Here is a 23,706-nt window from a genome sequence, read left to right on the forward strand (position 1 = left end):
AGCGTGCTTTAGCACGCGTGCTCTTTTTCGTCTTTTTGCGGCAAATTCGGTATAATACATCTGACAATCAAGGGAGGTAGGTACAGTCATGATCATCGCTATCGGCGCCGACCACGCGGGCTATCGTCTCAAGGACGTCATCGTCCCGTTCCTGGAAGCGCAGGGTCACCGGATTATCGATCTCGGATGCAATTGCGCGGACTCGGTGGACTACCCGGATTATGCCGTGCCCGTATGCGACAAAGTCGTCAGCGGAGAAGCGGACAGGGGCATTCTGATCTGCGGCACCGGGATCGGCATGTCGATCGCGGCGAACAAGACGCCGGGCATCCGTTGCGCGCTCGTGCACGATCTGTTCTCGGCCAAGGCTACGCGCGAGCATAACGACACCAACGTACTGGCGATGGGCGAGCGCGTCGTCGGTCCCGGCGTCGCCGAGGAGATCGTGCGCGTCTGGCTGGACACGCCCTTCTCCGAAGGTCCGCGCCACGTCGGCCGGTTGAACAAGGTCAAGGCGATCGAAACGCAGCAGGCACTTCATCCTTGAACGGACAGGGAGGCGCGAAGCGACGATGACTGACCAAGACCAAGCGTTGCCCGTGTCGGGCCAAGTCGAAAGGGCGCTGTCCGAGCTGGCCGAAGCCGCGGCTTTGGGCGCGGGACAGATCGTCGTGCTGGGCGTCAGCACGAGCGAAGTGCAGGGCCGCCGGATCGGTACGTCCGGAGCGCCGGCCGTCGCCCGCGAGATTTACGAAGGCGTGCGTCGCGTTCGCGACCGGAGGGGCTTCGAGACGGTGTGGCAATGCTGCGAGCACCTGAACCGCGCGCTCGTGACCGAGCGAAGCTTGGCCGCGGCCCGGGGCTGGACGATCGTGTCGGCCGTGCCGGTGCCCAAGGCCGGCGGCTCCATGGCGGCCTATGCATACGGCCAACTGACGGATCCTTGCCTCGTCGAGGCGGTTTCCGTCGACGCGGGACTCGATATCGGCGAAACGATGATCGGCATGCATCTGCGCCCCGTCGCCGTGCCGCTCAGGCCTTCCAGCCGCTGGGTCGGCGAGGCGCGGGTGACGATGGCTTACGCGCGGCCGAAGCTGATCGGCGGCGAGCGCGCCGTATACGCGCCGCCTGCGAGGCAGACGCCTCCGTCAGGCACCTGCGACTGAGTCGCCGGGGCGCGGCAGCGGCCCATTTCGGCGAGATAGCCGATAAAATCGGCTAACGGCACGCCGGACGGTGGCCATGCGCCCCGCGGGCCAATCGGCCGAAGCCGGCCGCCAAGCGAACGCCTTTTCACCAACCATCCCTTACCATAAATCAACTTTTCCCATAATCCTAAGGAGGACCAACCATGACCGCCAATCTGCGCAAGCAAGACCCCGAGATCGTCAAAGCCCTTAACCTCGAGCTCGGCCGCCAACGCGACAACCTCGAGCTGATCGCGTCCGAGAACATCGTAAGCGAGGCCGTTCTCGAAGCGATGGGCACGGTGCTCACGAACAAGTACGCTGAAGGCTATCCGGGCAAGCGTTACTACGGCGGCTGCGAATACGTCGACATCCCCGAGGAGATCGCCCGCAACCGCGCGAAGGAACTGTTCGGCGCCGAGCATGCCAACGTGCAGCCGCACTCAGGCGCGCAGGCGAACCTCGCCGTATACCTCGCTGCGCTGCAACCGGGCGACACCGTGCTCGGCATGAACCTGGCGCACGGCGGTCACCTGACGCACGGCAGCCCGGTCAACGCGTCGGGCATCCTGTACAACTTCGTCGCTTACGGCGTCGATGAGTCGACGTTCACGATCAACTACGACGAAGTCCGCAAAGCGGCGTTCAAGCATCGTCCGCGCATGATCGTCGCCGGCGCGAGCGCTTATCCGCGCATCATCGACTTCGAAGTCCTCGGCCAGATCGCCCGCGACGTAGGCGCGCTGTTCATGGTCGACATGGCGCATATCGCCGGCCTCGTGGCAGGCGGCCAGCACCCGAGCCCGGTGCCGCACGCGCACTTCGTCACGACGACGACGCACAAGACGCTGCGCGGTCCGCGCGGCGGCCTGATCCTCTGCACCAAGCCTTGGGCGGCGGCGATCGACAAAGCGGTATTCCCCGGCACGCAAGGCGGCCCGCTCATGCACACGATCGCGGCCAAGGCCGTCGCGCTCGGCGAAGCGCTGCAGCCGTCCTTCAAGGACTACGCGGCCAACGTTGTGACCAACGCCAAGGCGCTCGCCGAATCGCTGACCGCTGAGGGCATCAACCTTGTCTCCGGCGGCACGGACAATCACCTGATGCTCGTGGACACCCGCAACCTGAACATCACGGGCAAGGATGCCGAGCATGTGCTCGACTCCGTCGGCATTACCGTCAACAAGAACGCGATCCCGTTCGATCCGACGAGCCCGTTCATTACGAGCGGCATCCGCATTGGCACCCCGGCCGTTACTTCGCGCGGCATGGACGCCGCGGCGATGAAGAAGATCGGCCAGGCGATCGCCATCACGCTGAAGAACGCCAAGGACGAGACCAAGCTGGAAGAAGCCCGCAAGCTCGTGCGCGAGCTCGCCGCGCAATATCCGCTTTACCAAGGTCTTGAATACTAAGATCCGTCCCGTCCCAATCGCCTAAAAACAGGTACAGGCGCCCAATTTTGACCTTTCGAGGCCGAATTGGGCGCTGTTTTGTTTGACGATTCGGGACATTCGGTATAAACTAAGTGTACGCTTAATTCCCGGTATCGGCCGGGAAGCGGGGGGAACCGAATCTTTACGGGGCGAATTGAAGTCTTTGTCAGGCTTCATAGGGTACCATCTTACCCGAGTCCGTCAGCTAACCTCGTAGGCAGTGGATGGGTCACATCTAACATTATTGAAGCTTGAATGACCCACGCCGGGTCTTTTGGCGTCTCTACAAGACCCCTCTGTCTGGCTAAGCGTATTGCGCGCGCCTGCTGCAGAAGGGTCTTTTCTGTCCTTCGGGGCGTGTCGACTTTACACCGGGAGAAGGAGGAATTCACGTTGGCCATGCCGGAATTCGCCAGAAACATGGACCTAGACGCTGCCGCTCCTGTTTGCACGTCCACGAACACGTACTATCATAGCCTCATCGATTGGGGCGACGCGAACGATCCGCTCCGCAAGCTGCTGTCTCCATCCCTGCCGGCGGCCGGCGGCAAAGGCATCTGGGGCGCCTCGGACGACGAGGCCGATTATTTGGCCCAAGGCTATCGGCACAAGTTTCGGACATCCGCTTTCCTGATGCTCACCGAGGCGGAGGCTGAAGAAGGCGTTTCGCCTGCGCTCGATTATGTGGCGGCCCACCCGGAGATTCGGCAGGTCATCCTGGCCGGCGGCGACTGCTTCAAGCTGCCTACGCTTAAGCTGCGCAAGCTGCTTAAGAGCCTGCGCGCCATTCCGCACGTCGGCATCATTCGGCTTAGCACGCGTATGCCGGTCATGGACCCGATGCGCATATCGGACGACCTCGGCCTGCTGCGACTGATCCGCGAATTTTCGACGCCGTCGAAGCCGCTTTACCTGATGGCGCACATCCATCATCCCCGGGAGATGACGGACCAGGCGATTCGCGCGTTTCGCTCGCTTGGCGACGCCGGCGCGGTCATCGTGAACCGGACGCCGATCCTGGGCGGGATCAACGACGCGCCGGAGCTGCTGGGCGAGCTGCTTGAACGCCTCGAGCTGGCCGGCGTGACGCCGTATTACTTTTTTGTCGACCGGCCGAGCGAGGAGAGCGGCGAGTTCGCGGTACCGTTGTCCAGGGCGTACCGGCTGGTCGAAGAGGCCAAGCTGACGACGGCGGGACTCGGGCGGAGAGCGCGTCTTGCGGTCAACCACGACGCGGGCTTCGTCGAGGTGCTGGCCGTCGAGGGCGGCAAGGCTTACCTGAAGTTTCATGCGTCTCCCGACGACGACGCGGGCAAGTTCATCACCGCCGATTGTCCCGACGACGCGCTGTGGCTGAGCGAGCTGCCGGGCAGCGAATCCAGGATCGGGGCGCTGCAGATCGATTGGACGGATTCCGAAGATTACGGACTCCGCACTTCATACGTCAAACGGCCGTATCAGATCGGAGACTGATGGACCGCGCGACTGCCGCCATGCATCCGGCTTTGCCTTCCGAGGCGGGCCGGATGTATATTTATTTTGACGGATATTCGCGGGCGCCCGGGGAAATGTTGAAACGGTCGGCCTGCATCCGCGTACTAACATACATAGCCGCGAACACGCGGACAAGAGGAGGATTCGTGTACATGTCTATTTTTAAACGGTTGCGCGATCTCACGCTGTCGAACGTATATGCCCTGATCGAAAAGGCGGAAGACCCGGTCAAAATGACCGATCAATATTTGCGCGACATGGCGGAGGATCTCGAGGACGCCGAGAAGGCCGTCGCCGCCCAGATCGCGATCGAGAAGCGTTTCAAGCAGCTGTACGAAGAGCAAGCCGCCCTCGTCGCCAAGCGCGAGGAACAGGCGAACATCGCGGCGCAGGCGAAGAATATCGACCTGGCCCGCCGCGCGCTCGAGGAGAAGAAAACGGCCGATACGAAGGCGAATGAGTACAAGGCCAGCTACGAGCAGAACAAGCAGGCCGCCGACAATCTGCGCCTGAAGCTCGACGAGATGCGCAAGCAGTTCACCGATCTCAAGAACCGTCGCGAGACGCTCGTCGCCCGCGCCAACGCCGCCAAGGCGCAGGCCGGCATCAACAAAGCGATGGCGGGCTTCGGCACCGACACCGCGATGTCCGGACTCAGCCGGATGGAAGAGAAGGTCCGGCAGATGGAGGCTCATGCGGAGGCAACCGAGGAGCTCAGCCAGTCCAAGGGCAAGTCGCTGGACGACGAGTTCGCGGCGCTGGGCAAGGACAAGGCGGTCGAGGACGAACTGGCGGCTTTGCTGAAAAAGTACGAGAGCTAAAGGCGCTCGAAGAGGACTCCCCCGCGGGGTCCTTTTTTCAAATGCCCATCTAAGCTAAAATGAGGTAAGACGTGCATGGCGCGTCCGAAACGGCGCGCATCGGGCGGCCCGTTCCCGCGGGGAGTCGGGAACCGCCCGGTTTATCCGCGGGAGGAGAGACGTTAAAAGTGACGATTGAAAACGTGGTCGGCACGCTGCTGTGGACGGCGGCGGGCGCGGTGCTTCTGTTCGTGCTCATGGGCATCGACGCTTATTTTACCAAGTACAAGGATATGGCCGAGATGAAGAAGGGCAATACGGCCGTTACCGTTCGGTTCGTGCTGAAGCTCGTCGCCCAGGGCTATATTTTGTCCCGCTCGATCGTGACGTCCGACGATCTGGGCGAGGCGCTGCTCGTCTCGTTTATTTCGTTCGTCATCCTGTTCGTGCTGGAGTGGATCGTCGAATTCGCGTTCAGGCGCATCGGGGATTTGCGTTTGGACGAGGGCGTGCGGGACGGCATCGTGGGGCATGGCCTGATCGCGGGCTCCCTGCATCTGGTCGGCGCGATGATCATCGGCTCGTGCCTGTAGGGCTGCGGGAGAGGAGGACAACAGATGAGCCTGTTCAAACGGGTTAAAAATATTTTGAAAAAAGCCGAGCCGCTTCCGCAAGAGCGAAGCGTGTTGACGATGGGGCCGGGGGACGTGTGCGAGGTATCCCTTGTCACCTACCAGGTGACCGGCCGCACGAAGCCGACCGCCCGCAACGAAGTGTGGCTGACGCTGCGGGACGGCGCGGACGTGCGCTACTTGAACATCGAGCAGCGGCTCGATCTGTCGTATTCCTTATTCAATACGATCGACGGACGACTCGATTCGATGGACGAGGTGCCGGCGCATATCGAGCTGGACGGCATCGATTATCATCTGGAGGATCAGTACAGCACCCGGATCGTCGAGGCGGGCAGCACGCCCTTTACCTCGGCCGGGGGCGAAGTATACGTCTGGCGCTTCCAGTCCGACGGGCGCAAGCTGCTCCGGATCGAGTGGCAGGACGGGCGCTTCATGCTGTATGAAGGCGAGAGCGTGCTGCCCGGCGACGTCGAGTGGCTGAAAGGGAGCGGACGATGAGCCGTCCGTGGCGTCGGCGATCCGGCCGCGGTTGGCTGCGTTCTTCGATCCACCTGACCGTGATGCTGGCGCTCTTCGCGACGCTGCTCTCCGCATGCGGTTCGAGCCTGAACGTTCAGGAGACGTATCCGCTCGAGTCGGTGAGCGGCAGCGGCAGCCAGACCTCGTACGTCTACCGCGCGGCGGGCGAGACGGTCCAGGAGGTCGCCGCGGCGCTCGAGGCCAAGAAAAATCCGCAGCAGGTGTCCAAGGAAGATCCGGATCACATGTTCCTCGTGTACGCGGATCAGATCATTCACGTGCAGAAGGATCCGAACAACGCGGCGGACAGCCTGGTCGAGGTAGACTCCAAAGAATACGTGCGGCAGAACTACAGCCCTTCGTTTCTCGAAGGCTACCTGCTCGCGAGCTTGATCGGGAACCTGTTCGATTCGTCGCGGGGCGGTTATTACGGCGACTATCGCGGCTACGGCAGCCAGAAGTCGTATCCGCCGACCACCGGCACCTATCGGACGCCGACGGTGAGCGATCAGAAAGTCGCGCCGCCGCTCACGGTGGACAAGAAGGGCTCGATCTTCAAGCGGGGCGGCAAGTCCGACTCCGGCAGCAGCGTAGGATCGGACGGATTGTTCGGCAAAAAGAAGTCGTCGACGGGCAGCATCACCCGCGATGGCACGAGCGGCTCAGGCAGCAAGTCGGGCTCGAGCTTCAAGCCGCGCAAGACGACGAAGCCGCGAACGAGCTTCGGAGGCTCGGGGCGAATTAGGCGACGATGACGTTATGTAGAATAATTGGCGTGAAGCACGCGCTGCTTGTTCCCTCACTTTGAGTGATGGGAGCGGGCGGCGTTTTTTGTTTTTATTCGATGTTGGCTAGGAGATGAGGCGCAGTGAAATTAGATAAGGACGAGCGTGCTTTTGATTTGAAGAGGTTTATGTCCGATCCTCTTTACAAACAGGGAGATCCGGAGATGAACAGGCAGTTTGAAAAGGCGTTCGTCAATTGGTGGGCCGCGACGCTCCGGGCAGCCAAAGGCGCGAGGCTTAAGCGGTTGAAGTCCGGTTTGACGTTTGCCTCCATGTACTTTTTGCGCTTCACTTGGTTTCCCGCTTTCGGTAGTTTGAAGGGACTCATTCCCGAATTTGAGGTTAAGGATTACAAAGACGGTTTCCGGTACATCGACTTTGCCTTCTTGACCAATGCATATCGTGTGGCGATCGAGGTGGACGGCCGGACTTCGCATCGCTTGAACGCGACGCCTTCAGAATATGAAGATGAACTCATGCGCCAAAACCACCTCATCATCGACGGCTGGTCCGTGATCCGGCTCGCTTTTCTTTCCATTCGCGACAAACCCAGACAGTGTCAACAGGTGCTGCAGCAAATGTTGGGGAAATTGAGGATAGATACCTACGAACGCTTAGAACTGACGATTACCGAAAGACGAATACTCGAATATGCGGCTCGTTCTTCCGGGCCGTTGGAGCCGTTCGAATTACGGAATGAATTGGGACTGCACCGCAATACGATATCGAGATACATTGCATCGTTAGTCAGCAAGGGATTAATCGTGCCTGTGTGCGAGGACCACAAGCATAAGTATCGTTACTTGCTGAGTACAAAGGCGGAATAGTGCCCGCGAGGCGAAAGCGAAGAGGCACCATAAAATGTGCATGGTGACCGCGCGAGGCGACGAGTGAGCGGCGGCGGGAGCGAAGATGCATCATAAACGTGCATGGTGACCGCGTGAGGCGGCGAGTGAGCGACGGCGGGAGCGAAGATGCACCATAAATGTGCATGGTGACCGCGCGAGGCGGCGAGTGAGCGGCGGCGGGAGTGAAGATGCACCATAAATGTGCATGGTGACCGCGCGAGGCGACGAGTGAGCGGCGGCGGGAGCGAGGATGCACCATAAATGTGCATGGTGACCACGTGAGGCGGCGAGTGAGCGGCGGCGGGAGCGAAGATGCACCATAAATGTGCATGGTGACCGCGCGAGGCGGCGAGTGAGCGGCGAGAGGGACGAAGATGCACCATAAATGTGCATGGTGACCGCGCGAGGCGGCGAGTGAGCGGCGAGAGGGGCGAAGATGCACCATAAATGTGCATGGTGACCTTGTGAGGCGGCGAGTGAGCGGCGGCGGGGGCGAAGAGGCACCATAAATGTGCATGGTGACCGCGCGAGGCGGCGAGTGAGCGGCGACAGGGGCGAAGATGCACCATAAATGTGCATGGTGACCGCGCGAGGCGGCGAGTGAGCGGCGGCGGGAGTGAAGATTGCACCATAAATGTGCATGGTGACCACGCGAGGAGACGAGTGAGCGGCGGCGGGAGCGAAGATGCACCATAAATGTGCATGGTGACCGCGCGAGGAGGCGAGTGAGCGGCGAGAGGGGCGAAGATGCACCATAAATGTGCATGGTGACCGCGCGAGGAGGCGAGTGAGAGGTGGCGGGGGCGAAGATGCACCATAAATGTGCATGGTGACCGCGCGAGGCGACGACTGAGCGGCGAGAGGGGCGAAGATGCACCATAAATTTGCATGGTGACCGATGGGATGCGATGAACGGCATGCGGCGGAGATGGAGGCTAAGGAGGCGGTAGAATATAAAAAGCCGACGCGGGCGATGTCCGCGTCGGCTTCATAGTGTCGCGATATCAGCGATGCCCGTGGTAGCCCCGCTCGTACGCCGTGGCGACGAGGTCGGTTGTGCCGTCGAGACGGCGCAGGGCGTCGATCGCCCAGTACGGATTGCGCAGCATGGCGCGGCCGATCACGGCGAGGTCGGCGTCTCCGGAGGCGACGACGTGCTCGGCGAGCTCGGGATCGTCCAGCATGCCTACGGCGCTGACGGGGACCCCAAGCGCGTCCTTCAGGGCGCGTGCGAATGGAACCTGGTAGCCCGGGTAATTGCCGGGTTTGCCCTTGACCGCCGGGCCGCCTTCGCCGCCGGTGGAGACGTCGAACATGTCGACGCCGGCGTCGCGATAAGCGCGCGCAACCTCCAGCATATGGTCGAGCCCGTAGGCATACTCGGCGTACTCGATCGCGGATACGCGCATCAGCAGCGGCATATCGGGCGGCAGCACGGCCTTGACGGCCTTGATGACCTCGACGCCGAATTTGGCTTTATCGCGACCGAACTCGTCGTCGCGCTTGTTGATGCCCGGCGAGTGGAATTGATGGATCAGGTAGCCGTGCGCGCCGTGCAGCTGGATCGTGTCGAAGCCGGCTTTGACCGCGCGGGCCGCTGCATCGGCGAATTTGCCGACCATTGCCCATGCTTCTTCGGTCGTGAGCGCGCGCGGCTTGCTTCGCTTTGTCGTCGAACGGCACGTTCCACGGGCCGACCGGCGGTTCGGCGTCAAGCGCCTTTCGTCCCGCATGCGCGAGCTGGACGCCGATCTTGGCGCCGTGCTTGTGGACCTCGTCGACGATGCGCCGGTAGGCGGGGATCTGTTCGTCCGACCATAGGCCGAGATCCCGGTTCGTGATGCGGCCGTCGGGCTCGACGTCGGTCATCTCGACGAGGACGAGGCCGGCGCCGCCGACGGCGCGGGAGACGTAGTGAACGAAGTGCCACTCGTTCGGCGCGCCGTCTTCCGCTTCGACGGAATATTGGCACATCGGACTCATGGCGATGCGATTGCGGAGCGTTAATCCTTTTTAGCGTAAAAGGGGATCCAAGCTGGCTCATCTCGTTCATTCACTCGCTTTCCTTGGAACTGTATATAAACTAGTATCAGTTGGTATTGTACCTGGATAAATAGAGCCGTGCAACCAGATTGCTCGGAAAAAACGTTGGACGCTTGAAGCGTGAATGCGCCCCCGCATCGCTCGTCCCTCAAGGCTCGCTTTTTGCCCCCGTGGTCGCCGCGCGTCTTAGACGCTTGCGGAGCAGCGCCCAAACCAGCAGCGGAGAGCTGCCGAACACGAGCAGGAGCACGCGGATGAGCGCGGGATCGGCGCTGACGGAGACGCAAACGATAAACGTCATGGCTCCGATGAAACGCCCTGCGTTCAGCGCCAGCTCGCGAAGGATGACCCGTTCCTCGCGCCGCTTGACGTCCGCTTCGTTTCCCCCGATCTGATCGAAGACGACCGACACGGAAGGGATGGAGAAGAGCGGCGCGAAAATGGCGGTGCCCAAACCGAAAATAAGCAGCTCGGAATAGCCCGTCCCCCCCCAAGAGCGGCACGATAAACAAGGTCATCATCGCGGCGCCTATGAGCATGCCCCAAAATCGCAATCTCGGCTTCAGCAGCCTGCCGGCGACCCAGAAGCTGAGGAAGGCGGCGGCGGACGTATAGAGCGAGAAGCTCCCGAGCTTCATCTCGCTGCCCGTCGACGTATAGACGAGCAGGGCGATGACGAATCCGAAGATGCCTTCCCGCAGTCCCTGCGCGACCATCGCGCCGGCGATGGCGCGCCATGGATTGCCTTTTCGAAGCAGCCCGCCAAGCCCGATGCGCCAGTCGTAACGCCCGGACGGTTCTCGCTTATGAAGTCCGAAAGTGATCGCGGCGCCCGCGACGAAAATGGCTAGGGAAATGCCGAAGATGAGACGGTAGCCCGCATTGCCGCCGCTGCTCGCGATGAGCAGGCCGGAGAGCCAGGGCGCCAGCATCCCGGCCAGCGAGCCGAGCAGTCCGGCCCAGCCGTTGAAGCGGTCGCGATTGTCCGGGCCGGTGATCTCGAAGTAGACGACGTTGAACGACAGCCAGAACAGGCCGGAGGAAACGCCCTGCACGAGCCCCAAGACCGGCACCGCGTCTGCGGCGCGCGTCCCGAAGGCGAGCACCAGGCCGTAAAAGGCGGCTGCCGCGATGACGCCTCCGCGCAGCGCGTTCATCTTGTTGCCTTCTTTGACCCACTTTCCGGCCAGCCAGAAGGTAAGGGACATCGCAAGCTGATGCACGACGGCAAACCAGCCCAGCAGCGCGTAATCGTGTTTGATTTTCCAAATGTAGATGTTGACGAAAGTGGCGGAGAGCGCATTGCCGCAGGTGAACAATGCATTCACGGCGAGCAGCAGCACGGCTTGGCGGTCGAGCTTGGCCTTGCCGGTCGCCCGCGGCTCGTCCTGCGCGCGTCCGGCGTCCGTAAACTTGCGTTCCCGTTCGCGTCCCATCGGCGGGAAAAGAGAAGGTTTCGATGATGTACCCGGCATGCCGACCTCCTGATGTCGCGCTGGAATTCACTGCCCGAACCGGGCGCAGTCTGATTAGGATGGTCGCGGCGCGGGAAAATCATAAATGAAAAAAATCCCGTCCTCTTAGGCGAGGGCGGGATCGAGGCGCCGATCAAATGAGCAGCGTAATGACGAGCAGTTCGTACAGCACGAGCGTCAAGATCGCATTTGCGGCGAACGGTCCGAAAAAGCGGGCGTCCATCGCGCTCGGCGCGACGGCCAGATGAAGGTGGCAGCCGTCTACGCCGACGACCGTTCCCTCATAGGCGTGGCCGTCGATCGTCTTCACGCGCACGTTCCGATTATGGTGGGCGCCGCAGACGTCGGACAGCTTTTGCCGGATCTGCTTCGCGCCTGCGACCCAATCTTGATCGGCTTCGTAGATTGGCGCGCTGGTATCCAACGCTTTGCTTTTCGAAGTCATGGTCGAATCCTCCCAGTGCTTGGTGATATCAGCCTATGCGGAGGAAGACCCGGGGGTGACGAACATTACGGCGCGGTGCCGCTCTCTTTTTTTGTTATAGACGCCGCTGCCGACGCCTTCCTTCAGCTTGTCGAAAATCGTCTTGCCGTCCTCGTCCTTGACTTTTCCGAACGCGGTGTTCGCGTATGTGAAGACGGTCTCCCGGGTGGCGGGCTTCGTTTTGCTGATCCCTTTGGCCGAGTTGGCGTCCAGGATGCCTTTCTCCAAGGCGGCTTTGACGTAAGCGGACGCCCAATCGCTCGTAGACGAATCGGGCTTGATGTCCAGAAACTTGCACAGCAAGGCAACCGCTTCGGCGGACGTGACGTTGCCGTTCGGATTGAACTTGCCGCCCCCGGTGCCGAGCGTGTAGCCGTTATCTTCGATCAGATTCTTGGCCGCGGCAATATAACCGCTGTACCAGGAACCCGGCGCCACGTCGGTGAAGGAAGCCGTCTGGACAGGCGGTTTGGCTTCGGTTTCCAAACCGAACGCGCGAACCATGATGACGGCGAGTTGGGCTCTCGTAATGTTGTCGCCGAGATTGAGGTTGCCCTTCAGGTCGCCGGAGATGATGCCTGCATCGATAAGCGCCTTAAGCTTTTCTTCGGCCGCAGAGCCTGCTGCAGTTGCGGAGCCGCCGAGCGCGGCCAGCAAGACCGCGCCTGCCGCCAGCGCCGACAATGCCTGCTTTGTCTTTTTCAAATCAACACGCCTCCCTTGTTGTTTCTGATTTAAATATCGGCGCGCAGCGGCGAACGTTGCAGAGGAATCTGCGCGGAAGCGAGCGGTGGAAGCGTTGGCGGCGCATGGATGCGCCGCGGGGGAGACAATGATATAATGGACGGGCATCTGAACGGGCAAAGGAGAGGAACACCATGGGGCGATTGCAAGTATGCGACCACCCGCTGATCCAGCATAAAGTTACTTTTTTACGGGATAAAAAAGACGGAAACCAAACAGTTCCGGGAGCTCGTGGACGAGATCTCCACGCTCATGGCGTACGAGGCGACGCGCGACTTCCCGCTTACGACGGCGAAGGTGCAGACCCCGGTCGTCGAAGCCGAGGGCAAGGTCATCGCGGGCCGCATGGTCGGCCTGATCCCGATTCTGCGCGCCGGCCTCGGCATGGTCGACGGCGTCCTGAAGCTGCTGCCGTCCGCGCGCGTCGGCCATATCGGCCTGTACCGGGACGAGGAGACGCTGCAGCCGGTCGAGTATTACGTCAGCTTGCCGACGGACGTGACGGAGCGCGAGCTTATCGTGCTCGATCCGATGCTCGCGACGGGCGGCTCGGCCAATGCGGCGATCTCGATCCTGAAGCAGCGCGGCTGCAAGCCGACGAAGCTGATGTGCCTGATCGCGGCGCCCGAGGGCGTCAAGGCCGTTCAGGAGGCGCATCCCGATATCGATATTTTCGTCGCGTCCTTGGATTCGCACCTCAACGAACACGGATACATAGTGCCGGGTCTCGGCGACGCCGGCGACCGGCTGTACGGAACGAAATAAAGACGAGCGAGGCTTGTGGGAGGAACGGACTTGTGAAACCGATTAAAATCATGTCGATCTTCGGCGTGCGCCCCGAAGCGATCAAGATGGCGCCGCTCGTGCTGGAGCTGCAAAAATACCCCGGGCTGATCGAATCCACCGTCTGCGTGACCGCGCAGCACCGGCAGATGCTCGATCAAGTGCTGGATATTTTCGATATCCGGCCGGACTACGATATGAATGTCATGCAGGTCGGGCAGACGCTGAACGAGATCACGATTCGCGTCCTGCAAGGGCTGGAGCCGATTCTGGCCGAGGCCAAGCCGGACATGGTGCTCGTGCACGGCGATACGCTGACGAGCTTCCTGGCCAGCTATGCCGCGTTCCTGCAGCAGATTCAGATCGGACACGTCGAAGCGGGCTTGCGCACCTGGAACAAGCTCTCTCCGTATCCGGAGGAGATGAACCGGCAGTTGACCGGCGTGCTCGCCGACGCGCACTTCGCGCCGACCCAGTGGTCGGCGGGCAACCTGCGCAAGGAAAGCAAGCCCGAAGACCGCATCTACGTGACGGGCAATACGGTGACGGACGTGTTCCAATACACGGTCAAACCGGACTTCTCGCATCCCGTGCTCGATTGGGCGAAAGGCAAGCGTCTGGTGCTGATGACGGCCCACCGCCGGGAGAACCAGGGCGAGCCGCACAGGCAAATCTTCCGCGCGGTCCGCAAGCTCGCGGAGACGCACGAGGATATCGCCGTCGTCTACCCGGTGCATCCGAATCCGGCCGTCAAGGGGCCGGCCGAGGAGATTTCGGGCGATCATCCGCGCATTCGGCTGATCGATCCGCTCGACGTCGTCGAGCTGCACAACTTTTACAAACACACGTACCTCATCCTCACCGATTCGGGCGGCCTCCAGGAAGAGGCGCCGTCGTACGGCGTACCCGTGCTGGTGCTTCGGGATACGACGGAGCGTCCGGAAGGCGTCGGAGCCGGCACGCTGGAGCTCGTCGGCACGGACGAGCATCTGATCTTCGACAGGGCGAGCGCCTTGCTCTCCGATTCGGCGCTTTACGAGCGCATGAGCCGCGCCGCCAATCCGTACGGGGACGGGCGGGCTTCGAAGCGGATCGCGCAAGCGATCCTGCACCATTTCGGCAGGGGTGAACGTCCGTCGGCCTTTGAAGGTTGACGGGGCGGGCGACGGCAGGGCATATGGGGATTAAGGCCTCGTAGGCGGTCCGTCGCCTTTTCCGCTTGGAAGCCGTCTTGAATTGACGGCAAATGACGGCGAATTCCTCGCCGGACGGCGAATCGGGGCGGCGCGGACGGACGAATCGAGGCGCAATTGTCTACAGCATACAGCGCAACTGTACGGTTTGGGAAGCGGAAGAATCCAGATTTATCAAGGGTTTGGCGGGCTTGCGTTCACATAATGTTTGAATTTATGCGAATTGACAAATCCCATCGGCCAAGGATACAATATTACCTGAACCATTAGGAAGAAAGGGCTTACTTTTAGTCGAATTTCTTGTTGGTGGGATCAAAGGAGCGGATGTCCATGCCCGAATCCGAACGCAAGCCGCCTCTGCCGCCGGACGAGAATCCATGGCGGGCAGCCGGGCTCGTAACCGCGATCGGCGCCGAACTGGCCGTATGCGTCGGCCTGGGCTGGTGGATCGGATCCGTCGCAGACGGCAACCGCGGCACCTCAACTTGGTATCTGGTCGGACTTCTCGTCGGCCTCGTCGCCGGCATCGGTTCGGCTGTAGGCCTTATTCGGAAGTTCGCCGTCAAGGGAAGGGGCAAATGATGGACGATTTGCCTGCTTTGATGAAGAAGGTTTCTCGCATTACGTTCTTTTTTTTTGTCCATGGGATGTCTCGGGTGGGCGATATTGCCCGCTTACAAGACTGTCTTCGGAGGGTTCCTGATCGGCGCGATCGGCAGCCTGCTCGTCGCGTGGCATCTGGCTTGGAAGACCGTTCGGATCGGCGAGGCCGCATCCGGCGGCAGAAGACCCCGATCGGGCTTCGGCTTCCTCTCCCGCGCCGCGCTGGCATTGCTCGCCGCATTCGTGTCGGTTCGCCTGCTCGAGTTCAATCTCCCGGCTACCGTAGCGGGATTAATTGCGGCGCCGTTGGCAACACTCCTACTGGGTATCTTGTCCAGACGCCGCCAAGGCGGCCACGCCACCGATGAAAGGGGTGAAAAGCACTAACATGGATCACTTAGCGCCAATCGTCATTCTCGGCGGTGTGAAGTTCGACCTTGCGGCTATCATCATGGTCATCGTGACCAGCATCGTCGCATTTGTACTCGCGCGCCTGTCCGTTCGCAACCTGTCCGTGGACAATCCCGGCAAGCTGCAGAACTTCATGGAATGGGTCGTCGAATTCGTCAGCAACATCATCGGGATGGCGACGGACTTCAAACGGGGTCGCGTCTACCTGAGCCTCGGTCTTACGCTGATCATCTACATTTTCATCGGCAACATGCTCGGCCTTCCGTTCAACTTCATTACCGAAGCGCACGGTCACGCGACGTTCCTCGGAATGGACCTGTTCATGAATGGGGAGGAGGAAGCGCACTTCGCATGGTGGAAGTCTCCTACGGCTGACGCCGCTATGACGATGGGGCTCGCCCTTACCGTCATCGTGATCTCGCACATTCAGGGTTTCCGCCACAACCGCAAGCATTACCTCAAGCATTACTTCGAGCCGTGGCCGTTCTTCTTTCCGATCAACCTGATCGAGACGGTCGCCAAGCCGCTGACGCTCGGTCTCCGGCTATTCGGCAACATTTACGCCGGCGAAGTCATGATCGGCGTTATCCTTGGCATGGGCTGGGTCGGCATTCCGGCGCTGCTCGTCTGGCAAGGTTTCAGTATATTCGTAGGCGCCATCCAGGCATTCGTATTCACGATGCTGACCATGGTTTATATCGGTCAAGCCAGCATTCACGAAGAAGATCATTAATCCCTAAGTACCCAATTTGAGGAGGAAATTCACAAATGGAAATTTATGCTCTGTTAGCAGCTGCAATCGTGTTCGGCCTTGGCGCGCTCGGCGCCGGTATCGGTAACGGTCTGATCTTCTCCAAGACGGTCGAAGGTATCTCCCGCCAGCCTGAACTGCGCGGCGCCCTGCAAACGACGGCGTTCATCGGCGTAGGTCTGGTCGAAGCACTGCCGATCATCTCCCTCGTCCTCGCGTTCATCTTCATGGCGAAGTAAGCAATTTCATCTATAACGTTAGGCGCGGAGAGCCATCTGCCTCCACGCCTTCCTTATGCAAGCGGGCGCAATTCGGATTTGATCGACAGTTTTTGGGTGAAAGGAGTGGCTATCGTTGACCATCACATGGACCAACTTTTTTGTTCAAGTCATCGCATTCGGCATCTTGTATCTGCTGCTGTCGAAGTACGCCTTCGGTCCGCTTTTCGGCATCATGGAAAAGCGCCGTCAGCTTGTTAAAGAGCAGATCGACACGGCCGAGCGCAACCGCTCCGAGAGCGAGCGCTTCCTCGAAGAGCAGAAGCAATCGCTGCAGCAAGCGCGCAAGGAAGCCTACGATATTATCGAGCAAGCGAAGTCGACCGGCTCCAAGCAAGCCGACGACATCATCGCCGCGGCGCGCGGCGAATCGAGCCGCCTGAAGGAAGAGGCGGTACGCGACATCGAAGCCGAGAAAAACAAGGCGATCGCATCGCTCAAGTCCGAAGTCGGCGGCCTGTCCGTACAGATCGCCAGCAAGATCCTCGAGAAGCAGGTCGACGCGGGCGCCCAAGGCGAGCTGGTCGATCAATATCTCAAAGACGTAGGTAAGAAGTCATGAGCCGCGGTACGGTCGTAGCCAAACGATACGCCAGGGCGCTCTTCGATCTGGCGCGCGAGCAAGACGCCGTAGCCAGCACGGAGAACGAGCTGAAGCTGATCGCTGACGCGATCGAGGCGAACGCGGACGTACGCGTCTTCCTGTCGGCTCCGAACATCACGCTGGACAAGAAAATCGCGCTGCTGCGCGGCACGTTCGGCGACAAGATGTCGCAAAATGTGCTGAACACGGTCAGCCTGCTGGTCGAACGCGGTCGCGAGACCGAGATCCCGGCTGTGCTGGATGCTTATATGTCGGTCGCGGGCGGCGTCCTCGGACGCGCCGACGCGCTGGTCACGTCGGCCAAGGCGCTCACGCCCGAGCAGGCCGAAGAAATCTCGACGCAATTCGCGGCGATTATCGGCAAGAAGGTGCGTGTCATCGGCCAAGTCGACGAGTCGCTGATCGGCGGCATCACCGTCCGCATCGGCGATACGCTATACGACGGCAGCCTGCGCGGCAAGCTGAACCGTCTATCGAAGGAACTTCAAACGAGTCTGTAATATACGCATGTATCTTGTAAGTAGGAGACAGGGGTGAACGAATTTGAGTATCCGTCCTGAAGAAATCAGCACGCTGATCAAGCAGCAGATTCAGAACTATCAATCCGATATCCAAGTCGTTGACGTCGGTACCGTCATCACGGTCGGCGACGGCGTCGCTCGCGTCCACGGATTGGAAAAAGCGATGGCCGGCGAGCTGCTTGAATTCTCGAACGGCGTCGTAGGCATGGCCCTCAACCTCGAAGAAGACAACGTCGGCGTCGTCATCCTGGGCCCGTACACCGGCATTCGCGAAGGCGACCAAGTCAAGCGTACCGGCCGCATCATGGAAGTTCCTGTCGGCGAAGCGATGCTCGGCCGCGTCGTCAACGCGCTGGGCCAGCCGGTCGACGGCAACGGTCCGATCGCGACGACGAAGTTCCGCCCGATCGAATCCCCGGCTCCGGGCGTCATGGCCCGTAAGTCCGTATTCGAGCCGATGCAGACCGGCATCAAGGCGATCGACGCCATGATCCCGATCGGCCGCGGCCAACGGGAGCTCATCATCGGCGACCGCCAGACCGGCAAGACGACGATCGCGATCGACACGATCGTCAACCAAAAGGGCAATGGCGTTATCTGTATTTACGTCGCCATCGGCCAGAAGCAATCGACCGTCCGTACGGTCGTCGAGTCCCTCCGCCGCCAAGGCGCGCTGGACTACACGATCGTCGTTACGGCGAGCGCGTCCGAGCCGTCCCCGCTGCTCTACATCGCGCCGTACACCGGCTGCGCAATGGGCGAAGAGTTCATGTACAACGGCAAGCACGTCCTGATCATCTATGATGACTTGACCAAGCAAGCCGCAGCATATCGCGAGCTGTCCCTGCTGCTCCGCCGTCCTCCGGGCCGCGAAGCGTATCCGGGCGACGTATTCTACCTGCACTCCCGTCTGCTGGAGCGCGCAGCCAAGCTGAACGACGAGCTGGGCGGCGGTTCGCTCACCGCGCTGCCGTTCATCGAGACCCAAGCCGGCGACATCTCGGCTTACATCCCGACGAACGTCATCTCGATCACCGACGGTCAGATCTTCCTGGAGTCCGACTTGTTCTACTCCGGTCAGCGTCCGGCGGTCAACGTCGGTAACTCGGTATCCCGCGTAGGTTCGTCCGCGCAGACGAAGGCGATGAAGAAGGTCGCGGGCACGCTCAAGACCGACCTCGCCCAATACCGCGAGCTGGCTGCGTTCGCAGCGTTCGGCTCGGACCTCGACAAGGTCACGCAATCCCGTCTCGACCGCGGTATCCGTACCCTCGAGATTCTGAAGCAAGGCATCAACGTACCGATGCCGCTGGAGCGCCAGGTCGTCTCCCTGTACCTGGTCACCAAAGGCCATGCGGACAGCGTGCCGGTACAAGACGTACGCCGCTTCGAATCCGAATTCCTGAGCTATCTGGATGCGCAGCGCCCCGAGATTCTGGCATCCATCCGCGATACGAAGGACATTTTGCCCGACAACGACAAGGCGCTCGTCGAAGCGATCGGCGCCTTCAAGAAGAGCTTCGCTACAACGGCATAAGCTGCGATCGCGAAGGCTTCGGCCATAGAAGCTTCCGCGCCGGCGCCGGGCCGCGAGGCCCGGGCGGCGCGGACAATAAGGTGGTGACATGAATGGCTAAAGGGATGCGCGAGATTAAGCGTCAGATCAAGAGCACGCAGAACATGAAGCAGATCACCAAGGCGATGGAGCTCGTCGCGGCGGCGAACCTCAAGCGCGCGCAGAACGCGGCGCTCGCGGGCCGGCCGTATGCCGACAAGCTCAAGGAAGTCGTCTCGAGCATCGCTGGCGGCGGCGGCAGCGTCAAGCACCCGATGCTCCAAACCCGCGAGGTGAAGAAGACGGCTTATATCGTCTTTACGTCCGACCGCGGTCTGGCCGGCGGCCTCAACAGCGGCCTGCTGAAGAAGTTCGTGGACACGCTGAAGAGCAAGCACAAGTCCAAGGCGGAGTACGATCTGTTCGTCATCGGACGCAAAGGCCGCGACTATTTGAGACGCCGCGAATACGCGATCGTCCAGGACGTCATCGGCGTGCCCGACTCGCCGAAGTTCGCCGACGTTAAGGCAATCGCGGCGGCGGCCGTAGGCGGGTTCGAGCAGGGGACGTACGACGAGGTCCATCTCGTCTTCAACCGGTTCATCAACGCGCTTACGCAACTGCCGACGGTCAAGCAGCTGCTGCCGCTCGACGCTTCGGCGCTCGGCGCGACGAAGCAAGCGGGTCCGAGCGCGGGCTACGAGTACGAGCCGTCTCCGGAAGCGGTGCTGAACGTCCTGCTGCCGAAGTATGCGGAGACTCTGGTCTACAGCGCGCTGCTGGAGAACAAGGCGAGCGAGTTCGGTTCGCGGATGACCGCGATGAGCAACGCGACCAAGAACGCCACCAAACGGATCAACGAGCTGACCCTGACGTACAACCGCGCGCGTCAAGCGGCCATCACGCAGGAGATCGCGGAGATCGTCGGCGGCGCGAACGCACTGAGCTAAACTTTCGCACGCGGCGGCTCGTCCGCCCAGCGAAGCGAAGGATACGGATATAGACTGAAGTTACAGGAGGGACACGAATGAGCAAGGGGCGCATTGTCCAGGTCACGGGACCGGTCGTCGACATCGAGTTCGACAACGGCCATCTGCCGGACATCCTCAACGCAATCCAAATTCATCAGACCGGCGAACGCGAAGTCAAGCTGACGGTCGAAGTCGCGCAGCATCTGGGCGACAACATGGTCCGTACCGTCGCCATGTCTTCGACGGACGGTCTCATCCGCGGTACGGAAGCCGTCGATACCGGCGCGCCGATTACGGTGCCGGTAGGACCGGCGACGCTCGGCCGCGTATTTAACGTGCTGGGCGACCCGATCGACAACGCCGGTACGGTCGACCGCACGATCGCGAATCCGATTCACCGCCAGGCACCTCCGTTCGACGAGCTGTCGACGTCGCAAGAAATCCTGGAAACCGGCATCAAGGTCATCGACCTGATGGCGCCGTACGCCAAGGGCGGTAAGGTCGGCCTGTTCGGCGGCGCCGGCGTCGGCAAGACGGTTACGATGCAAGAGCTCATCCACAACATCGCCCAGGAGCACGGCGGTATCTCCGTATTCGCGGGCGTAGGCGAGCGTACGCGTGAAGGCAACGACTTGTACCATGAAATGAGCGACTCCGGCGTTATCGCGAAGACCGCGATGGTGTTCGGCCAAATGAACGAGCCTCCGGGCGCGCGTCTGCGCGTCGCGCTGACGGGTCTGACGATGGCCGAGTACTTCCGCGACGAAGAAGGACGCGACGTTCTGCTGTTCGTCGACAACATCTTCCGCTTCACGCAAGCCGGCTCCGAAGTATCCGCCCTCCTCGGCCGGATGCCGTCCGCGGTAGGCTACCAGCCGACGCTGGCAACCGAAATGGGTCAACTGCAAGAACGGATCACTTCGACGAAAAAGGGTTCCGTTACCTCGATCCAAGCGATCTACGTACCGGCGGACGATTACACCGACCCGGCTCCTGCTACGGCGTTCGCTCACTTGGACTCGACGACGAACCTCGAGCGGAACATCGCGGCAATGGGTATCTTCCCGGCCGTCGACCCGCTGGCATCGTCCTCCCGCGTCCTGGCGCCCGAAGTCGTCGGCGAAGAGCACTATGCCGTCGCGCAAGGCGTCAAGAAGCTGCTCCAGCGCTACAAGGAACTGCTCGATATCATCGCCATCCTCGGTATGGACGAACTGTCCGAGGACGACAAGCTCGTCGTTCTGCGCGCGCGTCGCGTCCAACTGTTCCTGTCCCAGCCGCTGCACGTTGCCGAAGCCTTCAACGGCATGCCTGGCGTATACGTGCCGGTTAAAGATACCGTTCGCAGCTTTAAAGAGATCCTTGAAGGGAAGCATGACGATCTTCCGGAACCGGCGTTCCATAATGTCGGCTCGATTGAAGGCGCAGTCGAGAAGGCGAAGAAGCTCGCTCAAGGGCTCTAATCCGCTTTTGATGGAGGTATCGATATGAGCACCTTACGTTTGGAGATCGTCACCCCCGAGCGGACCGTCTACGACAAGGATGTCAACATGGTCGTCGCCCGCGGCGTAGACGGGGATCTGGGCATCATGCCGCATCACATCCCGCTGGTGACGCCGCTCAAGATCGCGCCCGTCAAGGCGAAGATCGGGAACAACGATGAGTTCATCGCGGTTCACGGCGGCTTCATGGAGGTACGCAAGGATAAGGTCGTCATCCTCGCGGAATCCGCCGAGCTCGGTTCGGACATCGACGTCCACCGCGCGCAGCAAGCCAAGGATCGTGCGCAGGATCGTCTGAATCACAAGCAAACCGAAGTCGATCACAAACGGGCCGAGGCCGCGCTGCAGCGCGCGCTCACCCGGATTCGTGTCGGCGGCGGAGAATAAGCTAAAGCTTTGATCGCCGGGAGGCGGCACCTGTTCGCAGGGAGCCGCCTCCCGGCGATTTTTGCGTTTTTTTACACCGGGCTTCTCTCGACGTATACTAAGCGTAGCGATCAAGAGGAAAGGCGGACGAATGCACAGTGGAAGATATCGTCATCGTAGGCGCGGGTCCATGCGGACTGTCGGCGGCGGCCGAGCTCCAGGACCAAGGCTTTAACCCGTTACTATTCGAGAAAGAAAACGTCGGCTATTCGATCTCCAGATATCCGGTCAACATGCAGTTTTTCAGCACGGCGCCGAATCTCGAGATCGCAGGCATCCCCTTCATTACGCCCAACGACAAGCCGTCCAGGCTGGAGGCGTTGAATTATTACCGCATCGTGTCCGAGCGACGCGGGCTTCGAATTCGCCGCTACGAAGCGGTCACGGCCGTCGAGAAAGAGGGCGACGCTTTCCGCGTCACGTCGGTAGGCAGATCCGGCCAGCCTTCGTATACGCACGCTCGCAAGGTCGTCATCGCGACCGGGTATTTCGATCATCCGAACCGGATCGGCATTCCAGGCGAGAATCACGCGCATGTGAGCCACTTTTTCACCGAAGCGCATCCCTATGCGGGGACGCGCGTCGTCGTCATCGGAGGCAGCAACTCCGCCGTCGATGCCGCGCTGGAGATGGAGCGAGTGGGCGCTAAAGTGACGGTCGTATACCGGGGCGAATCGGTCTCGGCCAATATCAAGCCGTGGGTGCGGCCGATCTTCGACAGCTGCGCGGCCAAGGGACGAATCGACCTGCGCCTGCGCAGCAGCGTCGTCGAGATCGGCTATGACCAGGTCACGGTGGAACGCGTACAGGAAGCGGATTCGGCCGACGGCCGGACCGAGGTCGTCAGAGAGACGCTGCCCGCGGACTTCGTGCTGGCGCTTACGGGATTCCGGCCGGACCGCGCATTCCTGCGTTCGATGGGCATCGATGCGCCGGACGGGATCATCCCGCCGAAGCACGATCCGGAGACGATGGAGACGAACGTGCCGGGCCTTTACCTGGCAGGCGTCGTTTCCACGGGACGTGATGCAAACGAGATTTTTATCGAGAGCGGGCGCTATCACGGCCGCAAGATCGCGGCGCATCTGGCCGCGCAGCGGACGGTCTAACAGTTGGCATTTATTTTCAGTCTGCTTGAAGGGCGCCGATCCCGGGTAAATTAGGAGAGCAAGCTTATCCAATCGGGAGGGATTCACATGCCTAAGATCCAGAACAATCTGAATCAAAATCTGGCGGACTGGAGCGTCATCTACTTCAAACTGCACCATTTCCACTGGTACGTGAAGGGGCCGCACTTCCAGACGCTTCATTTGAAGTTCGAGGAGCTGTACAACTTCGCTGCATTGTCGTTGGATGAAGTGGCGGAGCGAATCCTTTCGATCGGCGGCAAGCCGTCATCCACGATGAAGGAATATTTGTCGCTCACGAAGATAAAGGAAGGCGGCGACGAGACGAAGGACGTCGACATGGTCAAAGCCGTCATCGACGACTTCATCCTGCTCACCAACGGTCTGAACGAAACGCTGGAGATGGCCGAGGAGGCGGGCGACGCGCCGACGGCGGATCTGCTCACCAAGCAGGTCGAAGCGCTGCAAAAGCACGTATGGATGCTGAGCGCGACTGCAGGCATTAACGTTCCGACCAAGGTGAAGGCATAA

The 23,706-nt window shown here is 60.9% G+C and carries 24 protein-coding genes, 3 pseudogenes and 1 riboswitch; of the genes and pseudogenes, 23 read left to right on the forward strand and 4 right to left on the reverse strand.

Going from position 1 to position 23,706, the window contains the following annotated elements:
* Nucleotides 1-88 precede the first annotated feature (88 nt).
* The 9 genes from rpiB to OMP40_RS22035 all read left to right on the forward strand — a co-directional run bounded on the left by rpiB (nt 89) and on the right by OMP40_RS22035 (nt 7,683).
* On the forward strand, nt 89-547 hold the full coding sequence (gene rpiB, locus OMP40_RS21995; RefSeq protein WP_277534547.1) for a ribose 5-phosphate isomerase B: 459 nt from the start codon (nt 89-91) through the stop codon (nt 545-547).
* Between the two features lie 25 nt (nt 548-572).
* Nucleotides 573-1,166 (forward strand): TIGR01440 family protein, encoded by a 594-nt coding sequence (locus OMP40_RS22000; RefSeq protein WP_277534549.1) that lies wholly within the window; start codon nt 573-575, stop codon nt 1,164-1,166.
* 185 nt (nt 1,167-1,351) lie between these two features.
* Entirely contained in the window at nt 1,352-2,602 is a 1,251-nt protein-coding gene (locus OMP40_RS22005; protein WP_277534551.1) for a serine hydroxymethyltransferase, read from the forward strand.
* A 108-nt stretch (nt 2,603-2,710) separates the two neighbouring features.
* Nucleotides 2,711-2,858, forward strand: a riboswitch (cyclic di-AMP (ydaO/yuaA leader).
* Between the two features lie 164 nt (nt 2,859-3,022).
* Entirely contained in the window at nt 3,023-4,096 is a 1,074-nt protein-coding gene (locus OMP40_RS22010) for a KamA family radical SAM protein (protein WP_420872030.1), read from the forward strand.
* Nucleotides 4,097-4,269: 173 nt separating this feature from the next.
* Complete coding sequence (locus tag OMP40_RS22015; protein ID WP_277534556.1) at nt 4,270-4,938, forward strand: PspA/IM30 family protein; 669 nt, start codon at nt 4,270-4,272, stop codon at nt 4,936-4,938.
* 167 nt (nt 4,939-5,105) lie between these two features.
* Nucleotides 5,106-5,510, forward strand: a complete 405-nt coding sequence (locus OMP40_RS22020; protein ID WP_277534558.1) for a DUF350 domain-containing protein — start codon at nt 5,106-5,108, stop codon at nt 5,508-5,510.
* A gap of 24 nt (nt 5,511-5,534) precedes the next feature.
* On the forward strand, nt 5,535-6,050 hold the full coding sequence (locus tag OMP40_RS22025) for a DUF4178 domain-containing protein (RefSeq protein WP_277534559.1): 516 nt from the start codon (nt 5,535-5,537) through the stop codon (nt 6,048-6,050).
* On the forward strand, nt 6,047-6,826 hold the full coding sequence (locus OMP40_RS22030; RefSeq protein WP_277534560.1) for a DUF4247 domain-containing protein: 780 nt from the start codon (nt 6,047-6,049) through the stop codon (nt 6,824-6,826). The genes OMP40_RS22025 and OMP40_RS22030 overlap by 4 nt, the downstream gene beginning before the upstream one ends.
* Nucleotides 6,827-6,939: 113 nt before the next feature.
* Nucleotides 6,940-7,683, forward strand: coding sequence for a helix-turn-helix domain-containing protein (locus OMP40_RS22035; RefSeq protein ID WP_277534562.1), 744 nt, complete (start codon nt 6,940-6,942; stop codon nt 7,681-7,683).
* Nucleotides 7,684-8,708: 1,025 nt separating this feature from the next.
* Here the strand turns inward: OMP40_RS22035 and OMP40_RS22040 are convergent.
* The 4 genes and pseudogenes from OMP40_RS22040 to OMP40_RS22055 all read right to left on the reverse strand — a co-directional run bounded on the left by OMP40_RS22040 (nt 8,709) and on the right by OMP40_RS22055 (nt 12,411).
* Nucleotides 8,709-9,748 (reverse strand): annotated as a pseudogene (locus tag OMP40_RS22040) (NADH:flavin oxidoreductase/NADH oxidase).
* 544 nt (nt 9,749-10,292) lie between these two features.
* Nucleotides 10,293-11,222: pseudogene (locus OMP40_RS40310) on the reverse strand (MFS transporter); the annotation flags it as partial.
* Nucleotides 11,223-11,355: 133 nt separating this feature from the next.
* Nucleotides 11,356-11,667, reverse strand: coding sequence for an acetyl-CoA acetyltransferase (locus OMP40_RS22050; RefSeq protein ID WP_277534566.1), 312 nt, complete (start codon nt 11,665-11,667; stop codon nt 11,356-11,358).
* A 33-nt stretch (nt 11,668-11,700) separates the two neighbouring features.
* The gene (locus OMP40_RS22055) at nt 11,701-12,411 is read right to left on the reverse strand and encodes an S-layer homology domain-containing protein (RefSeq protein WP_277534568.1); all 711 of its coding nucleotides are present in this window, start codon (nt 12,409-12,411) and stop codon (nt 11,701-11,703) included.
* Nucleotides 12,412-12,584: 173 nt separating this feature from the next.
* Here OMP40_RS22055 and upp point away from each other — a divergent pair.
* The 14 genes and pseudogenes from upp (at nt 12,585) to OMP40_RS22125 (ending at nt 23,706) form a co-directional block, all read left to right on the forward strand.
* Nucleotides 12,585-13,215: pseudogene (upp, locus tag OMP40_RS22060) on the forward strand (uracil phosphoribosyltransferase).
* A 32-nt stretch (nt 13,216-13,247) separates the two neighbouring features.
* Nucleotides 13,248-14,387, forward strand: a complete 1,140-nt coding sequence (gene wecB, locus OMP40_RS22065) for a non-hydrolyzing UDP-N-acetylglucosamine 2-epimerase (protein ID WP_277534570.1) — start codon at nt 13,248-13,250, stop codon at nt 14,385-14,387.
* A gap of 369 nt (nt 14,388-14,756) precedes the next feature.
* Nucleotides 14,757-15,008 carry an AtpZ/AtpI family protein gene (locus OMP40_RS22070; RefSeq protein ID WP_277534571.1) on the forward strand — a complete coding sequence of 84 codons (252 nt, stop codon included), beginning with the start codon at nt 14,757-14,759 and terminating at the stop codon, nt 15,006-15,008.
* 54 nt (nt 15,009-15,062) lie between these two features.
* The gene (locus OMP40_RS22075) at nt 15,063-15,416 is read left to right on the forward strand and encodes an ATP synthase subunit I (RefSeq protein WP_338131203.1); all 354 of its coding nucleotides are present in this window, start codon (nt 15,063-15,065) and stop codon (nt 15,414-15,416) included.
* A gap of 1 nt (nt 15,417) precedes the next feature.
* The gene (atpB, locus tag OMP40_RS22080; RefSeq protein WP_277534573.1) at nt 15,418-16,173 is read left to right on the forward strand and encodes a F0F1 ATP synthase subunit A; all 756 of its coding nucleotides are present in this window, start codon (nt 15,418-15,420) and stop codon (nt 16,171-16,173) included.
* 35 nt (nt 16,174-16,208) lie between these two features.
* A complete protein-coding gene (gene atpE / locus OMP40_RS22085; protein WP_090116173.1) occupies nt 16,209-16,430 on the forward strand; it encodes a F0F1 ATP synthase subunit C in 222 nt (73 codons plus the stop codon).
* 115 nt (nt 16,431-16,545) lie between these two features.
* The gene (gene atpF / locus OMP40_RS22090; protein ID WP_277534575.1) at nt 16,546-17,031 is read left to right on the forward strand and encodes a F0F1 ATP synthase subunit B; all 486 of its coding nucleotides are present in this window, start codon (nt 16,546-16,548) and stop codon (nt 17,029-17,031) included.
* Complete coding sequence (locus OMP40_RS22095; protein ID WP_277534576.1) at nt 17,028-17,573, forward strand: F0F1 ATP synthase subunit delta; 546 nt, start codon at nt 17,028-17,030, stop codon at nt 17,571-17,573. Before atpF ends, OMP40_RS22095 begins: the two co-directional genes overlap by 4 nt.
* Before the next feature lie 43 nt (nt 17,574-17,616).
* A complete protein-coding gene (gene atpA / locus OMP40_RS22100; protein WP_277534577.1) occupies nt 17,617-19,131 on the forward strand; it encodes a F0F1 ATP synthase subunit alpha in 1,515 nt (504 codons plus the stop codon).
* A 92-nt stretch (nt 19,132-19,223) separates the two neighbouring features.
* Nucleotides 19,224-20,099, forward strand: coding sequence for an ATP synthase F1 subunit gamma (atpG, locus tag OMP40_RS22105; protein ID WP_277534579.1), 876 nt, complete (start codon nt 19,224-19,226; stop codon nt 20,097-20,099).
* A 77-nt stretch (nt 20,100-20,176) separates the two neighbouring features.
* A complete protein-coding gene (atpD, locus tag OMP40_RS22110) occupies nt 20,177-21,583 on the forward strand; it encodes a F0F1 ATP synthase subunit beta (RefSeq protein WP_277534580.1) in 1,407 nt (468 codons plus the stop codon).
* A 24-nt stretch (nt 21,584-21,607) separates the two neighbouring features.
* The gene (locus OMP40_RS22115) at nt 21,608-22,009 is read left to right on the forward strand and encodes a F0F1 ATP synthase subunit epsilon (RefSeq protein ID WP_277534581.1); all 402 of its coding nucleotides are present in this window, start codon (nt 21,608-21,610) and stop codon (nt 22,007-22,009) included.
* 137 nt (nt 22,010-22,146) lie between these two features.
* Nucleotides 22,147-23,157: a YpdA family putative bacillithiol disulfide reductase gene (locus OMP40_RS22120; protein ID WP_277534582.1), complete on the forward strand. Its 1,011-nt coding sequence runs from the start codon at nt 22,147-22,149 to the stop codon at nt 23,155-23,157.
* A gap of 87 nt (nt 23,158-23,244) precedes the next feature.
* Nucleotides 23,245-23,706, forward strand: coding sequence for a Dps family protein (locus OMP40_RS22125; protein WP_277534583.1), 462 nt, complete (start codon nt 23,245-23,247; stop codon nt 23,704-23,706).

Origin of the sequence: Cohnella rhizosphaerae (genome assembly GCF_029525575.1) — a bacterium.
GTDB classification, from domain to species: Bacteria; Bacillota; Bacilli; order Paenibacillales; family Paenibacillaceae; genus Cohnella; species Cohnella rhizosphaerae.